This is a genomic window from Paraburkholderia sp. SUR17 (assembly GCF_029536165.1).
Classification (GTDB): Bacteria; Pseudomonadota; Gammaproteobacteria; order Burkholderiales; family Burkholderiaceae; genus Paraburkholderia; species Paraburkholderia kururiensis.
Genome location: NZ_CP120508.1, coordinates 1,041,522 through 1,055,825 on the forward strand (window position 1 = coordinate 1,041,522; position 14,304 = coordinate 1,055,825).

General features: G+C 65.9%; 14 protein-coding genes. 3 read left to right on the plus strand and 11 right to left on the minus strand.

Translation table 11 applies throughout. The annotated features are described in order from the left end of the window. Positions 1 to 68: 68 nt before the first annotated feature. The 11 genes from P2869_RS04665 to P2869_RS04715 all read right to left on the minus strand — a co-directional run bounded on the left by P2869_RS04665 (position 69) and on the right by P2869_RS04715 (position 10,294). Positions 69 to 2,042 (minus strand): glycosyl transferase, encoded by a 1,974-nt coding sequence (locus P2869_RS04665; RefSeq protein ID WP_277597606.1) that lies wholly within the window; start codon positions 2,040 to 2,042, stop codon positions 69 to 71. 438 nt (positions 2,043 to 2,480) lie between these two features. Further along, on the minus strand, positions 2,481 to 3,227 hold the full coding sequence (locus P2869_RS04670) for an SDR family oxidoreductase (RefSeq protein WP_277597607.1): 747 nt from the start codon (positions 3,225 to 3,227) through the stop codon (positions 2,481 to 2,483). A 64-nt stretch (positions 3,228 to 3,291) separates the two neighbouring features. Beyond that, on the minus strand, positions 3,292 to 3,876 hold the full coding sequence (locus P2869_RS04675; protein WP_277597608.1) for a TIGR00730 family Rossman fold protein: 585 nt from the start codon (positions 3,874 to 3,876) through the stop codon (positions 3,292 to 3,294). Between the two features lie 67 nt (positions 3,877 to 3,943). Next, the gene (locus P2869_RS04680) at positions 3,944 to 4,654 is read right to left on the minus strand and encodes a TetR/AcrR family transcriptional regulator (RefSeq protein ID WP_017774384.1); all 711 of its coding nucleotides are present in this window, start codon (positions 4,652 to 4,654) and stop codon (positions 3,944 to 3,946) included. A 237-nt stretch (positions 4,655 to 4,891) separates the two neighbouring features. Further along, positions 4,892 to 5,611: a diacylglycerol kinase gene (locus P2869_RS04685; RefSeq protein WP_277597609.1), complete on the minus strand. Its 720-nt coding sequence runs from the start codon at positions 5,609 to 5,611 to the stop codon at positions 4,892 to 4,894. 63 nt (positions 5,612 to 5,674) lie between these two features. Then, entirely contained in the window at positions 5,675 to 6,706 is a 1,032-nt protein-coding gene (locus tag P2869_RS04690) for a glycosyltransferase family 1 protein (RefSeq protein WP_126878502.1), read from the minus strand. Between the two features lie 77 nt (positions 6,707 to 6,783). Then, the gene (locus P2869_RS04695; protein ID WP_277597610.1) at positions 6,784 to 7,746 is read right to left on the minus strand and encodes a UDP-2,3-diacylglucosamine diphosphatase; all 963 of its coding nucleotides are present in this window, start codon (positions 7,744 to 7,746) and stop codon (positions 6,784 to 6,786) included. Between the two features lie 187 nt (positions 7,747 to 7,933). Further along, the gene (locus P2869_RS04700; RefSeq protein ID WP_277598054.1) at positions 7,934 to 8,395 is read right to left on the minus strand and encodes an RDD family protein; all 462 of its coding nucleotides are present in this window, start codon (positions 8,393 to 8,395) and stop codon (positions 7,934 to 7,936) included. Positions 8,396 to 8,518: 123 nt separating this feature from the next. Beyond that, on the minus strand, positions 8,519 to 9,289 hold the full coding sequence (locus tag P2869_RS04705) for a DUF3106 domain-containing protein (protein ID WP_277597611.1): 771 nt from the start codon (positions 9,287 to 9,289) through the stop codon (positions 8,519 to 8,521). 16 nt (positions 9,290 to 9,305) lie between these two features. Further along, entirely contained in the window at positions 9,306 to 9,734 is a 429-nt protein-coding gene (locus tag P2869_RS04710; RefSeq protein WP_042301907.1) for a DUF3619 family protein, read from the minus strand. Continuing rightward, positions 9,731 to 10,294, minus strand: a complete 564-nt coding sequence (locus P2869_RS04715; protein ID WP_017774390.1) for an RNA polymerase sigma factor — start codon at positions 10,292 to 10,294, stop codon at positions 9,731 to 9,733. Before P2869_RS04715 ends, P2869_RS04710 begins: the two co-directional genes overlap by 4 nt. Before the next feature lie 372 nt (positions 10,295 to 10,666). Between P2869_RS04715 and P2869_RS04720 the strand changes: the two genes are divergently transcribed. The 3 genes from P2869_RS04720 (at position 10,667) to ilvC (ending at position 14,170) form a co-directional block, all read left to right on the plus strand. Further along, the gene (locus tag P2869_RS04720; protein ID WP_026121352.1) at positions 10,667 to 12,430 is read left to right on the plus strand and encodes an acetolactate synthase 3 catalytic subunit; all 1,764 of its coding nucleotides are present in this window, start codon (positions 10,667 to 10,669) and stop codon (positions 12,428 to 12,430) included. Positions 12,431 to 12,592: 162 nt separating this feature from the next. Further along, positions 12,593 to 13,084: an acetolactate synthase small subunit gene (ilvN, locus tag P2869_RS04725; RefSeq protein WP_277597612.1), complete on the plus strand. Its 492-nt coding sequence runs from the start codon at positions 12,593 to 12,595 to the stop codon at positions 13,082 to 13,084. A gap of 69 nt (positions 13,085 to 13,153) precedes the next feature. Further along, the gene (gene ilvC, locus P2869_RS04730) at positions 13,154 to 14,170 is read left to right on the plus strand and encodes a ketol-acid reductoisomerase (protein ID WP_017774393.1); all 1,017 of its coding nucleotides are present in this window, start codon (positions 13,154 to 13,156) and stop codon (positions 14,168 to 14,170) included. Positions 14,171 to 14,304: the final 134 nt, after the last annotated feature.

Here is a 14,304-nt window from a genome sequence, read left to right on the forward strand (position 1 = left end):
GCGGTGGTAGTGGTCCGCGGTGGCGGATTCGCGGGCCAGCAGCGCTTCACACTGGGCTCAAACGATATTCAATCGAGTGGCGGCATCGCATCGGGCGTGCGCACGAACACGCGCAGCAGTTCGTCCGTATCGCCGGGACGCGCGCCCGACCAGAACAGCTGCCAGTCGTCGCCGGGCGAGCGCGCGTCGTTCCTGCGGCTCTCCACGATGAGCCACGTGCACTCGGTGGTCGCCGGGTCGGTGGGCACGTGTTCGATGCCCGCGAAGTAATACAGCATGGGCGCTTCGGATTCGCCGAGCCCGCTGCTCGCCATGCAGTCGCCCTCGTTCCATTCGACGGCGAGATGCGCCGAGAGGTCTTCGAACACCGAGCGGTAGCTCTTTGCTTCATCGAGCCACGGCAGCAGCAGCGTGCTGATGAGCCCCCACACGGCGGTTGCGCCGAGGCACCAGCTGAGCGCGCCGCGCCAGCGGCCGCTGTGCTTGAGCGCGGGCAGCAGCCAGAGCCAGCCCGCGGTCAGCGCGATGCCGGCGGCGACGAGCGTCGGTCGCACCGGCATCGTCCAGTCGAGCGGCAGCCAGCGGCCGAGCCGTGCGAGCGAGGCGTGCGTGCCGACCGGGCCCGTCATCGTCGACCAGATGATCCACGCGAGCAGCACGAGGGAGCCGAACAGCACGCGGCCCGTCATGTCCCAGATCACGGCAAGACGCGCGGGCAGCCGGCGGATGCCGTCGGCGGCGAGCACCGCGAGCGCCGGCATGAACGGCAGGATGTACAGCACGCGCACCGTGGCCGACGTCTGCAGCACGGCCACGCCGACGCCTGCGAAAAGCGTGGGCAGCGCCACCTGGGGCTCGCGCCAACGCCGCCAGGTGCCCGTTGCCAGCGCGACGAAGGCGAGCGGCCCCGCCGGGAAGCCCGCCGTGAGCAGCGCGCGCAGGGCGAACAGATGTCCGTCGTTTTCCGAGCCCAGTTCGGGCACCGAAAAACCGAGGAAGCGGCCGACGTTGTTGTCCCAGAACCAGACCTTGAAGAGCGCCTCGGAGCGCAGATAGAAACAGACCGGCCAGATCAGCGCGAACGGCGCGCACACCAGCGCGGCTACGGCAAGCGAGCGCATGAACGCGCGGCTGCGGCAGGCCGGATAGAGCGCGAGCACGCCGCAGACGGTGGCGCCGAACACGAGTGGCAGGAACAGTCCCTTGGTCATCAGCGTGATGCCCACGCCTGCGCCGAGCAGGGCGGCGGGCACGCGCGTGTTGGTCTGCGTGTCGGGTTGCGACCATGTCTTTGTCCGTGCTTCTGTCTGTACCCCGGCCGTGGCTGTGCCGCCGTTCGTTTGCGCCTGATTGGCCGCGCGGGTGGCCAGATGCGGGGCCAGATGCGTGGCCAGATGCGCGACCACCAGCTCGTAGAGTCCGCACAGACCCATCGCCGCGCCGGCCATCAGCGCGACGTCGGTCATCATGTCGTGAACGTGCTTGATGACGACGAGGCTGCCTGCAAAGAGCGCGACCGTACCGATCACGCGCAGGTCGAGCCAGCGGGCGGCGCCGGTCGTGCGCTTCGCGAGGCGCGCCGTGAAATAGAGCGCCAGCGCGGCGAACAGCGCACTCGCGAGGCGAGCCGCGTCGTGCAGGGGCAGATACCGTCCGAGGCTCCACGCGAGTCCCGCTGCGACCCAGTCGTAGAGCGGCGGCTTTTCGACGAACGGCTGTCCCGCGTTGGTCGGCACGACGAGGTCGCCCGTTTCCAGCATGTGCTGGACGATGCCGAACGTGTAGGTCTCGTCCTGCTTCCACGGGTCGTGGCCCAGCGTGCCGGGCAGCAGCCAGGCGCAGACGAGCGCAATGGCGACGAGCCAGATCAGCCGACGCGACCATGCGAGTGCCCGCGTGCCCGAAGCGGGCGCGAGCGGCGGACCGAGTGGATCGGCAGGAACGGGCGCGACGGCTTCGCCTTGCGAGGCGAGCGCAATGGGTCGTACGGGGGACGCCGTGCCTTCGGCGGATGGCGTGCCGGCAGACGCTTCGGGGGCCATGGCCGTTGATGCCGCGACCGGAAGGACGGCTGCGGCCAGACCGGACGCCGGCGAGCCGGCATCGGGCGTACCCGCCGCTGGCCCTCCCACAAGCCCGGCGACGGGGTGATTCGGTTGACGCATCTAAAGATCTCACTCTCGCTCCCGGCTGCTTTGGCGAGGAGCTGTGTGCATAGGGTCTTGTCCACCGGCGGTGCGCGTGTGGCGCGCAGGTCCGTGTCGCGTGGTGGACAAACTGTCCCGCGATTCTATAGGGGGATTATTACAGCAGGTTACGAAAAGCGAAGGACAGTCGTAATCAAGCGACGGTGGGAAGGCAGGCCGGCGAGAGGCGATTGGAGCGGGTCGCGTAGACCGGATCACGTAGACAGGGTCACGTAGACCGCGTCTGCTTGCGCAAGACGCGGTCGTGAAAGGCCAGTGGAGTGACGCAGCCCGTCAGCGGCCGGCGCTGACGTCGAGCAGGGCGCCCGTTACGTAGGAAGCGGCGTCGCTGAGCAGCCAGACGATGGCTTCGGCCACCTCGTCGGCGGTGCCGGGCCGGCCTAGCGGCGTCTGCGCGCCGAGCACCGCGGCGCGCTCGGGGCGTCCGCCGCTCGCGTGAATGTCGGTGTCGATCAGGCCAGGCCGCACCGCGTTGACCCGCACGCCTTGCGGCCCGAGTTCCTTGGCGAGGCCGATGGTCATGGTGTCGACCGCGCCTTTCGACCCTGCGTAGTCGACGTATTCGTTCGGCGAGCCAAGGCGCGCCGCAGCCGACGACACGTTGACGATCGCACCGCCGTCGCCGCCGCGGTCCTTCGACATGCGGCGCGCCGCTTCGCGCGCGCAGAGGTAGGCGCCGTAGACGTTGACGTCGAACATGCGCCGCAGGCGCTCCGCGCTCATGTCGGCGAGCGGCAGGGAGGGCGCGACGATGCCTGCGTTGTTGACGAGCGCATCGATGCGGCCGAACGCCTTTTCGAGCGTATCAAACATGGCGATGACGTCGGCCTCGTTCGCCACGTCGCCGCGTATCAGGCGGGCGTGGCCTCCTGCACGGCCCACCTCCGCCGCCACTTCCTGGGCGGCGGCCTCGTTGTGGGCGTAGTTGACCCCGACGGTCCAGCCCCGCGCGCCGAGCAGTCTTGCCGTCGCGCGGCCGATGCCGCGGCTCGCGCCCGTGATCAGAACGACTTTCGACATTGCGGCCTCCCGCCAGTCAGGTTCACGACGTCACATCGCGTGATTGCAGAAGCTTCGGACGGGTTCAAACGGCTTCGCGCGCCGTCGTCCATTTGTCGGCGACGGGCGGCTGGTAGCGCTGCAGTTTCGCGATCAGCGCATGCGGATCGGCTTCGACCTGCAGGATGTCGAGCCAGTTCTGCCGCATGAAGCCTTCCTGCACGGTGTGCCGGAGCAACGCCATCAGCGGATCGTAGAACCCCTGAATGTTGAGCAGCGCGACCGGCTTCTGGTGATAGCCGAGCTGCGCCCACGTGAATACCTCGAACAGTTCCTCGAGCGTGCCGGCGCCGCCGGGCAGCGCGACGAAGGCGTCGGCGAAGTCGGCCATCATCTTCTTGCGCTGGTGCATGTCGGGCACGACGTGCAGTTCGGAAAGGCCCGTGTGGCCCACTTCCTTGTTGACGAGCAGCTCCGGAATCACGCCGATGGCGCGGCCGCCCTGGGCCAACACTTCGTCGGCGATGGCGCCCATCAGGCCGACCTTGCCGCCGCCGTAGACGAGCGCCAGATCCGCTTCCACGAGCGCGCGGCCGAACGCCCGCGCCGCTTCCCGATAATCGTTCCTCACACCGAATGAGGAGCCGCAATAGACACAAACCGACTTCATTGCCGAACGTTCCTGTTTTCGTTGCCGTCGAGCGGGCGGGCCGCGCCGGCCGCCGCGCCCATGGGTGTCATGCGCCGCCGGCCGCGTTTTCGCGTGGCGGCAGGTAGTCGTAGAACTCGCGCCGCGGCAGACGTCCCGAGACGAGGTCGTCGAAAATCTGGCGCGAGCGGCCGCGCAGGTATGGCGCCATCAGCGACACGATCTGCACGCTCACCTGGTGCAGCTCGGCGCGGATCGCTTCCTGATCGTTGTACTTGCGCGGGTTCATCACGAACTGATACGACAGCCAGTAGGTGCCGATAAGCCCGATGTTGGTGCCGATGACGTTGATCTCGTCGGGCGTGGCGACCATCTCGCCGTCCGAGACCAGTTGCTCGCAGAACTGGCCGGCGAAGCGCACCTTGTGGCTGATGATCTGCTTGAAGTGCATCTCCAGCGTGCGGTTGCGCGCGAGCAGGTCGTTGAGGTCGCGATAGAGGAAGCGGTAGCGCCACATGAAGTCGACCATGTACTGAAGGTACGACCACATTTCGTCGATGGTGACCCGATGGTCGTCGGGAAAGCGCAGCCGCTTTTCGATCTCCTGCTCGAACTGGCTGAAGATGCTGTTGATGATGTCGTCTTTGTTGCGGAAGTGGTAATACAGGTTGCCTGGACTGATCTCCATTTCCTCGGCGATCGTCGTCGTGGTGACGTTCGGTTCACCGATCTCGTTGAAGAGTTTCAGAGAGAGCTCGAGAATCCGCTCACGGGTGCGGCGGGGAGGTTTGGCTTCCATGTCGTCCGGCCCTGGTTCTTGCCGGGCAGGCGCGCGGCGGCGTGCCGTTCGCGCGGGGCTCGCCCGGACACGGTTGGTCTTTTTTAAGACTATCGTTCGATTATAAACCGACCATTTCCCGCCGAAGCTCAGGGTTCCCACGCAGTGCGGCGATGCGCCGTCCGGTGCACGCGAGCGTCTTTTCCACCGTTTTGCGCCACTTTTGCGCGGCGCTTCGGCCCGCCTTCTACCGTTCGCCTACGGCAGCGCCGCGAGCCAGCGCGAGAGCAGCGGGCCGACGAGCGGGGCCAGGATCAGCACCCACGTCATCACGCAGACGAACAGCGCCACCATCACGGCGGCGCTGCCCAGGTCCTTGGCGCGCCGCGACAGCTCGTGACGCTCAAGCGAAATCCGGTCGATGGCCGCTTCCAGACTCGAATTGAGCAGCTCGACGATCAGCACCAGCAGCACGGAGCCAAGCAACAGCACGCGCGCGACCGGCTCGACGGGCACCAGCAGCCCGATGGGCAGCAGGATCGCGGCGAGCGTGAGCTCCTGGCGAAACGCGCTTTCCACGCGGATGGCCACGCGAAAGCCGGCCAGCGAGTTCTTGAGCGCATGCCACGCGCGCGTCACGCCGCGGTTGCCCTTGTACGGGTTGAATGGCAGCGGGGCGAGCGGATCGTCGGGGCCGAGCGGCTCGTGCATTTCGGCGTGGTCCGCGTGGTTAGCCTCTACGCGGTGGGCGGGCTGGGCGGGGGAGGGGCGCATGGTGTGCCGCGAGGGCGCGTGCTCGTGGTCGGGTTGCCCAGCATGATACGCGCCGGGCTCGCCGCCACCCGGCTTGCGGCCGGACATCGGCGGGTCACGCCGAACGCCGGGGCCGGCCGATGCGTCAGCTGCCGCCGCATTGGCCGCGGCAGCCGTGGCGTCCGGTGCCTCGCGTTCGCGCTCCTCGCTTGCGGAAGAAGGCATGGGAGAAGGCACAGGAGAAAGTCGTCGCATGGTGGAAGGTTGGCGGCAGTAGCAGGGCCGCCGTCACGCGGTGGCGCTGCGCTCCTCGACGGTCGCGCGCGGCAGCGGTTTCAGGTGTGCCGCGAACTGCGCCGACGCGGCGCTCCACGAGAACCGCTCGGCCCACGCGCGCGCCGCGTTCCGGTCGATCTTCAGCGCTTCGAGGCAGGCTTCGCGCAGGTCTTCGTTCATGGCGCCCGCGCCGCCGTCGCCGAGCACGTCGATCGGCCCCGTCACCGGGTAGGCCGCGACCGGCGTGCCGCATGCAAGCGCTTCGAGCAGCACGAGGCCGAACGTGTCGGTGCGGCTCGGGAACACGAATACGTCGGCGGCCGCGTAGACTTTCGCGAGCTCGGCCTGGCTCAGCACGCCGAGGTAGTTCGCCTGCGGGTAGCGCGACTTCAGTTCGCCGAGCGCCGGACCTTCGCCCGCCACCCACTTCGAGCCGGGCAGATCGAGCTTGAGAAATGCCTCGACGTTCTTTTCGACGGCGACACGACCGACGTACAGGAAGATCGGCCGCGCCGTGTTGAGCACCTTCGAGTCCATCTGATGAAAGATGTCGAGGTCGACGCCGCGCGTCCACAGCACGACGTTCGTGAAGCCGAATTTTTCGAGATCGGCCTTGACGACCGGCGTAGGCGCCATCACGGCAAGCGATGGTTTGTGGAACCAGTGCAGGAAGCGGTAGGTGGCCGCGAGTGGAATGCCGAAGCGGGCCTGCACGTATTCGGGAAAGCGCGTGTGGTACGCGGTCGTGAACGGCAGCCGATGCGTGATCGCGTAGCGGCGCGCTGCGAGGCCGAGCGGACCTTCGGTCGCGATGTGCAGCGCGTCGGGTGCGAAGTCGTCGATGCGACGGTGCAGCTTGCCCTTCGGGAACAGCGACAGGCGGATTTCCGGGTAGGTGGGACACGGCACCGTACGGAACTCCAGCGGCGTGACGATCTCCACGCGGTGGCCGAGCGCGGTGAGCTCGCGCGTCGTGTTCTTCAAAGTGCGCACGACGCCGTTTACCTGCGGCTCCCATGCGTCCGTCACGATCATGATCTTCATCGGTGTCTGGCCCTCTCGAGTGTCTTGCGCGTGCTGCGCCGGTGGTGGCTGCTGCGGGTGCCCGTGGGGCGCGTGGGTCATGCCGCGGCCTTCGCCTTGCCGGTCTTCGCCGGTACGCCTTGCGGGCTGCGCATCACGGTCCAGTAGATGACCTTGAGTTCGCCCTCGAAGGTCTCGACGAGCGCCGAGAGGCTCTCCACCCAGTCGCCGTCGTTGCAATAGAGCACGCCGTCGATGTCGCGGATCTCGGCCTTGTGAATGTGTCCGCACACCACGCCGTCGCAGCCTCGGCGGCGCGCTTCCTCGGTCATCACACGTTCGAACGACGAGATGAAGTTCACCGCGTTCTTCACCTGGTGCTTCAGATACTGCGAGAGCGACCAGTACTGGAAGCCGAGCCGGCTGCGGATGCGGTTGAACCAGCGGTTGAGCACGAGGATCAGCGTGTACAGCGTGTCGCCCAGGTAGGCGAGCCACTTCGCATGCTGGATCACGCCGTCGAAGAGGTCGCCGTGCACGATCCACAGGCGCTGGCCCGCGATGGTCGTGTGGAATGCTTCGCCGCGCACGTGGATGTCGCCGAACGCGAGGTCGCAGAATTGCCGCGCGCCTTCGTCGTGATTGCCGGGGATGTAGACCACGTGCGTGCCCTTGCGCGCCTTGCGCAGGATCTTCTGCACCACGTCGTTGTGTGCCTGCGGCCAGTACCAGCCCTTCTTCAACTGCCAGCCGTCGATGATGTCGCCCACGAGATAGAGGTATTCGGACTCGTTGTGACGCAGGAAGTCGAGCAGATAGGGCGCCTGGCAGCCGTTCGAACCCAGATGGATGTCGGAGAGCCAGATGGTGCGGTAGCGGTGCGACGCGGGGTGGTCGTCGTCGTGATGCGGTGCATCCGGTGCGTTCTGGTGCGTGAGCGGATGCGGCGGCTGAGGCGGCAAGGGCAGGGAGCCTGCCGGCGCGCCTGGCGTGAAGGCGACGGGTTCGCCACCCTGGCCGGTCTGACGGAAAAAGGAACTCACGGACGTCTTCGGGGCCATGGCTCGCGCGGCGTGTTTCGGTATGCGAATTCGGCCACGCGCGCGTGACCGAGCCGTGACAGTCACGAGAATTTCTTATTACGCGGCGGGAAGTGCGGCTGGGTTTGCCGCGCGTGTGCGGTGCGTTGTGCGCCTCGTGGTCGTCACGCATCGAGCGGCTCGATCCGCTCGACGACGGGCGAGGCGCTTAGCGTACGACCGCGACGATGCGTGTGCCGGCGAGCCGGTCGTGCAGGAACTGGCGGCTCGCGCCGATGCGGCCCGTCGCGGTCCACAGCACGAACCAGAGCGCGGCGACGAGGAGGGTGTGCGGCAGCGTGAGGCCCGCGACAGGATGCAGCGCAAGCGGCGGCAGGAACCACAGCAGCGCAAGCAGATAGCGCGCGATGGCGCGCGGCACGGAGAGGGGCGTGTTGTTCGGGCCGACGACGCGCAGGCGCCAGGTTTTCATCGGCAGCGTCTGTCCGCCGTGCGTCCAGAACCAGACGAAGTAGATGCCCACGACAAGGCCGATCCACGCGGCAAGCAGGTTGTGATGCGTGAGCCCGTTGCGCTGCTGCGTGAGCGTACTGAAGAGATAACCGGCGAAGAAAACCACGCCGAAGAGAATCATGGCCTCGTAGAGCAGCGCGGCGAGGCGGTGGCGCACGGTGGGGGGGACGTCGTCGGCCGCGACGCCCTGCGGCGAAGGCGATTCGGCGACGTTCTGGGAGCGGGAGGTGTTCAGGCCGGACACGATGGCGGGTCGATCACGTCGGAGAGCGATGGCCGCTCAGGAGCCGTTGAAAACCGACGGCGCTTCAGAGGGCGAGACGGGCACCGGTGTGGGCGGCAGGCTGCTGCTCGATGGAAGCGGCATGGCCGGTGTGGCGGGCGATGCACTCGCCGCCTGCGAGGTCGCGGCGGCCGGCACGGCGCTGCCCGGCTGCACGGCGCTCGCGCCCGCTGCGCGCTCGCGGGCACTCAGCAGCCGGTTGATGCCGCGTATTTCGCTCTTGCCGCTCGGCGGGGCGCTCACCACGGTCGGGCGACGCTTGCGTTCGGTGGCGGCGAGCCGCTCCTTCTGCTCCTCGGAGAGCGCCTGATACGCCTTCCAGGCGTTCTGCCGCGCCTGCGGCGGCAGTTCCTTCGATACCTGATAGTTTTCGCGTGCCACGCGCCGCTGCTCGGGCGTCATGCGGACCCACTCGCTCATGCGCTCCTGGAGTCTTTTTTGCGCTTCCGGCGACATCTTCGCGTAGCGGGACGCAATCTTGAGCCACTTGCGCTTGCGTTCCTCGCTGAACCGATCCCATTCGCCGGCGAACGGCGCGAGCGCCGTGTGCTGCGCATCGCTGAGGCGCGCCCACGAGAGCGGGCTGGTGCTGGTATTGAGCGGCGGAAAGTCGACAGTGAGCGACGGCTCGCCCGCGCCGGCCTTGGCCGGCGTGCTGAGGGCCGGCGCGGCGGCGCCCGGATGGAACCGTGGGTAAGTTGCGGCGTACGACACGAGCGCCGCGATCACGCACCCGAAGACTACGGCGAGGCCGCGCTTGTAACTCACCCGATCGGTCCCCCGGTTAGCGTGCGCGCGAAAGATAGGCGTTGAAACCGTGGTCGAGATACGCGTTGAGCGGCAGGTCGTCGCTCAGCATGGCGGCGTCGATGTCCGCGAGTTCGGCCGTGCGCTGGTAGTCCTCCCAGTACGCAATGGCGACGAGACCCACGACGAGCGCGACGAGCGGCCATGCGAATGCGAAGCGGCGCAGCCGCGAACGCTGGCGCGGCGCCAACGGAGCGGGCATCGCCCCGGGCATGCCGGCCGGGACGAGCACAGGCGCGACGACGCGCACTTCGGCCGGTTCGGCTTTTTTGCGGGCGAGGGCGGCGTGGCGGGCCGCGGCAAGGCGATCGACAGTAACGGGCGGGATGCTGGCGGCGTTTTCGTCGAGCGCACGGCGCAGCTGCCGCGCAAACTCGAGTTCTTTAGTTTCGAGAGCGGAGCTCATAGCGTGATTCCTTTGGCCTTGAGCGCCTGCGCCAGCGTGTGGGTGGCCCGCGAGCAGTGCGTTTTTACGCTACCCTCGGAGCAGCCCATGGCGGCGGCAGTCTCGGCGACATCCATATCTTCCCAGTAACGCATCAGAAACGCCTCCCGTTGACGTGCCGGCAGTTTCTGGATCTCCTCCTCGATCAGCTTGAGCACCTGCTCGCGCTCGAGCTGTTGTTCGCCGCTCTCCGCGCCGGACGGGCTGCCTTCGGCCTCGAATGTTTCCAGCGGATCGAATTCCTCGTCTTCGGCGTTGCCGAGCGAGGAAAAGAGTGTCACCCACGTATTGCGTACTTTTTGCCGACGGAAAAAGTCGTGCGTCGCATTCTGAAGAATACGCTGAAACAAAAGTGGCAGTTCGGCCGGGGGACGGTCGCCGTATTTCTCGGCGAGCTTGATCATCGCGTCCTGCACGATGTCGAGTGCCGCGTCGTCGTCCCGCACGGCGTAGACCGTCTGCTTGAACGCGCGCCTTTCGACGCCCGCCAGAAAATCGGCGAGTTCCTTGTCTGATGCCATCCGCTGAAGGTCGGCGCAGCCAGCGTGCGCGTAATCGTTCGAAAAATGTCGTAAAACCCGCGGATGCTAGCAAATTTTCGCGCCTTCCAGGGGACAGACGGGCCGCTTCCGTGCCGCCGGCGCGCCTCTGACGGCCGCCCAGACGGGCCGGGCCGGGCAAAAACGCTCGTCTGGAGCGAGTGCAGGAAGGATTTACTTGACCGCGCGCGCGCCAGCAGATATCGTCGCTGGTTCGCAACATAAGTGACTTGTCTCAATTGAGGCGTGGCCCACAAAGCTCGCCTGTCAACTGGACGCGCCGCTTGAACCCGAGCCACAAGCCCGGCAGAGAGCACCCGATCAATTTTTTGCCGAAAATTTGAAAGGTGAATAATGAATATGCCCAGCGCGGAATTCTCCACGTCGGATACCTCTACTCTCCCTGAAACCGACTCTATCGGCGCCACCGTGCTCATGAAGGCACTGGCCGACGAAGACGTCGAATTCGTGTGGGGCTATCCCGGCGGCTCGGTACTCTACATCTACGACGAACTCTACAAGCAGGACAAAGTCCAGCACGTCCTCGTGCGCCATGAGCAGGCCGCAGTCCATGCGGCGGACGCCTATGCGCGCTCCACGGGCAAGGTCGGCGTATGCCTCGTGACCTCGGGTCCGGGCGTCACCAACGCGGTGACCGGTATCGCCACGGCGTACATGGACTCGATTCCGCTTGTCATCATCAGCGGCCAGGTGCCCACGTCGGCCATCGGCCAGGACGCCTTCCAGGAGTGCGACACGGTCGGCATCACGCGGCCTTGCGTCAAGCACAACTTCCTCGTGAAGGACGTGCGCGAGCTTGCGGCAACGGTGAAGAAGGCGTTCTACATTGCGCGCACGGGCCGGCCGGGTCCGGTGCTGATCGACATTCCCAAAGACGTCTCGAAGACGCCGTGCGCCTACGAGCCCGTCAAGACCGTTTCGCTGCGCTCGTACAACCCCGTCACCAAGGGGCACTCGGGCCAGATCCGCAAAGCCGTGGCGTTGCTGCTCTCGGCAAAGCGTCCGTACATCTACACGGGCGGCGGCATCATCCTCGCCGACGCATCGCGTGAACTCAATCAGTTCGCGGATCTGCTCGGCTACCCCGTGACGAACACGCTGATGGGACTGGGCGGCTACCGTGCCAACGATCGCAAGTTCCTCGGCATGCTCGGCATGCACGGCACTTACGAAGCGAACATGGCCATGCAGCACTGCGACGTGCTGATCGCCATCGGCGCGCGGTTCGACGATCGCGTGATCGGCGACCCGGCGCATTTCGCGTCGCGTCCGCGCAAGATCATTCACATCGACATCGACCCGTCCTCCATTTCGAAGCGCGTGAAGGTGGACATTCCGATCGTCGGCGACGTGAAGGAAGTGCTGAAGGAATTGATCGAGCAGCTCCAGCACGCCGAGCACGGCCCGGACACCGAGGCGCTTGCCGCTTGGTGGAAGGACATCGAAAGCTGGCGCGAGAAGAACTGCCTCAAGTACGACCGCGCAAGCGAGATCATCAAGCCGCAGTACGTCGTCGAAAAACTCTGGGAGCTCACCGACGGCAACGCATTCGTCTGTTCCGACGTGGGCCAGCACCAGATGTGGGCCGCGCAGTTCTACCGCTTCAACAAGCCGCGCCGCTGGATCAACTCGGGCGGGCTCGGCACGATGGGCTTCGGGCTGCCCGCGGCGATGGGCGTGAAGATGGCGCATCCGGACGAGGAAGTGGTCTGCATTACGGGCGAAGGCTCCATCCAGATGTGCATCCAGGAGCTGTCCACCTGCAAGCAGTACGACACGCCGGTCAAGATCATTTCGCTCAACAACCGCTATCTGGGCATGGTGCGCCAGTGGCAGCAGATCGAGTACAGCAAGCGCTATTCGCATTCCTACATGGACGCGCTGCCGGACTTCGTGAAGCTCGCCGAGGCGTATGGCCATGTCGGCATGCGCATTGAAAAAAGTTCGGAAGTGGAGCCGGCGCTGAAGGAAGCGCTGCGTCTCAAGGACCGCACGGTATTTCTCGATTTCCAGACCGATCCCACCGAAAACGTCTGGCCGATGGTTCAGGCGGGCAAGGGCATCACCGAGATGCTGCTTGGCGCGGAGGATCTGTAGCGGCAGCGGGCGGTGAGCCTCGTGCCGGCCCTGCCGCACACGCCTTCACGAAAGGCGAACGCGCGGGCAGCGGCGGCACCGCTGCGCTGCGCGCCATGCAGTGCGCTCGATGAAGAGCGAGGCGCGCAACTCGACTAACTGGAAAACGAAGCGGGAAACACCATGCGACACATCATTTCCGTTCTGCTGGAAAACGAGCCGGGCGCGCTTTCGCGTGTGGTCGGTCTCTTTTCCGCACGCGGCTACAACATCGAAACCTTGACGGTGGCGCCGACCGAAGACCATTCGCTGTCGCGCATGACCATCGTTTCCATTGGCTCGGACGACGTGATCGAACAGATCACGAAGCATCTGAACCGCCTGATCGAGGTGGTGAAAGTGGTCGACCTGACCGAGGGCGCCCACATCGAACGCGAGCTGATGCTGATCAAGGTGAGGGCGGTCGGCAAGGAAAGGGAGGAGATGAAGCGGATGTCGGATATCTTCCGCGGTCGCATCATCGACGTCACCGAGAAGACCTATACGATCGAGCTGACGGGCGCGAGCGACAAGCTCGACGCGTTCATCGAGGCGCTCGACGCCACCGCGATTCTCGAGACAGTCCGCACGGGCAGCTCGGGCATCGGACGCGGCGAGCGCATTCTTAAGGTGTGATGCGCCGGACTCGCACCAGACAACCCACCGGTTTTTTTTGAATACCCTGAATATCGTCAAGGAACAGACATGAAAGTTTTCTACGACAAGGACGCCGACCTCTCCCTCATCAAAGGCAAGCAGGTCACGATCATCGGCTATGGCTCGCAAGGCCATGCGCACGCGCTGAACCTGAAGGAAAGCGGCGTGCACGTCACGGTCGGCCTGCGCCGAAACGGCGCGTCGTGGAGCAAGGCGGAAAACGCCGGCCTCACGGTGAAGGAAGTGGCCGAAGCGGTGAAGGGCGCCGACGTCGTGATGATGCTGCTGCCCGACGAGCAGATCGCCGAGGTCTACAAGAACGAAGTGCACGCCAACATCAAGCAGAACGCGGCGCTCGCGTTTGCGCACGGTTTCAACGTGCACTACGGCCAGGTGATTCCGCGCGCTGACCTCGACGTGATCATGATCGCGCCGAAGGCGCCGGGCCACACCGTGCGCGGCACCTACACGCAAGGCGGCGGCGTGCCGCACCTGATCGCCGTGGCGCAGGACAAGTCCGGCGCGGCGCGCGACATCGCGCTCTCGTACGCGGCAGCGAACGGCGGCGGCCGTGCCGGCATCATCGAAACGAACTTCCGCGAAGAAACGGAAACCGACCTGTTCGGCGAACAGGCCGTGCTGTGCGGCGGTACGGTGGAGCTCATCAAGGCCGGCTTCGAAACACTGGTCGAAGCGGGCTACGCGCCGGAAATGGCGTACTTCGAGTGCCTGCACGAACTGAAGCTGATCGTCGACCTGATCTATGAAGGCGGCATCGCGAACATGAACTACTCGATCTCGAACAACGCCGAATATGGCGAGTACGTGACGGGTCCGCGCGTCGTCACCGAGGAAACCAAGAAGGTGATGAAGGATGTGCTGAAGGACATCCAGACGGGCGAGTACGCGAAGAGCTTCATCCTCGAAAACCGCGCCGGCGCGCCGACGCTGCAATCGCGTCGCCGCATCACGGCCGAGCATCAGATCGAGCAGGTGGGCAGCAAGCTGCGCGCGATGATGCCGTGGATCGCGAAGAACAAGCTGGTCGACCAGTCGAAGAACTAAGCCGGCCGCATGTGGGGAAAGCGGGCGGCCTGGCGGGACAGTTGCAGGTCCGGTTCGCCGTCCGTTTGCCCGGCATCGCGCGCACGCATGTGAAGCGCATGAAGTACCCAGAAGCCGCCCAGGTGTGCAGAACC

Excerpts from the sequence above, each read along its gene's own strand:
- P2869_RS04690 (WP_126878502.1), bottom strand. The coding sequence starts at position 6,706 with ATGAAGATCATGATCGTGACGGACGCATGGGAGCCGCAGGTAAACGGC.
- ilvC (WP_017774393.1), top strand. The coding sequence starts at position 13,154 with ATGAAAGTTTTCTACGACAAGGACGCCGACCTCTCCCTCATCAAAGGC.
- P2869_RS04685 (WP_277597609.1), bottom strand. The coding sequence starts at position 5,611 with ATGCCTTCTTCCGCAAGCGAGGAGCGCGAACGCGAGGCACCGGACGCC.
- P2869_RS04665 (WP_277597606.1), bottom strand. The coding sequence starts at position 2,042 with ATGGCCCCCGAAGCGTCTGCCGGCACGCCATCCGCCGAAGGCACGGCG.
- P2869_RS04710 (WP_042301907.1), bottom strand. The coding sequence starts at position 9,734 with ATGAGCTCCGCTCTCGAAACTAAAGAACTCGAGTTTGCGCGGCAGCTG.
- P2869_RS04680 (WP_017774384.1), bottom strand. The coding sequence starts at position 4,654 with ATGGAAGCCAAACCTCCCCGCCGCACCCGTGAGCGGATTCTCGAGCTC.
- P2869_RS04675 (WP_277597608.1), bottom strand. The coding sequence starts at position 3,876 with ATGAAGTCGGTTTGTGTCTATTGCGGCTCCTCATTCGGTGTGAGGAAC.
- P2869_RS04720 (WP_026121352.1), top strand. The coding sequence starts at position 10,667 with ATGAATATGCCCAGCGCGGAATTCTCCACGTCGGATACCTCTACTCTC.
- ilvN (WP_277597612.1), top strand. The coding sequence starts at position 12,593 with ATGCGACACATCATTTCCGTTCTGCTGGAAAACGAGCCGGGCGCGCTT.
- P2869_RS04715 (WP_017774390.1), bottom strand. The coding sequence starts at position 10,294 with ATGGCATCAGACAAGGAACTCGCCGATTTTCTGGCGGGCGTCGAAAGG.
- P2869_RS04695 (WP_277597610.1), bottom strand. The coding sequence starts at position 7,746 with ATGGCCCCGAAGACGTCCGTGAGTTCCTTTTTCCGTCAGACCGGCCAG.
- P2869_RS04670 (WP_277597607.1), bottom strand. The coding sequence starts at position 3,227 with ATGTCGAAAGTCGTTCTGATCACGGGCGCGAGCCGCGGCATCGGCCGC.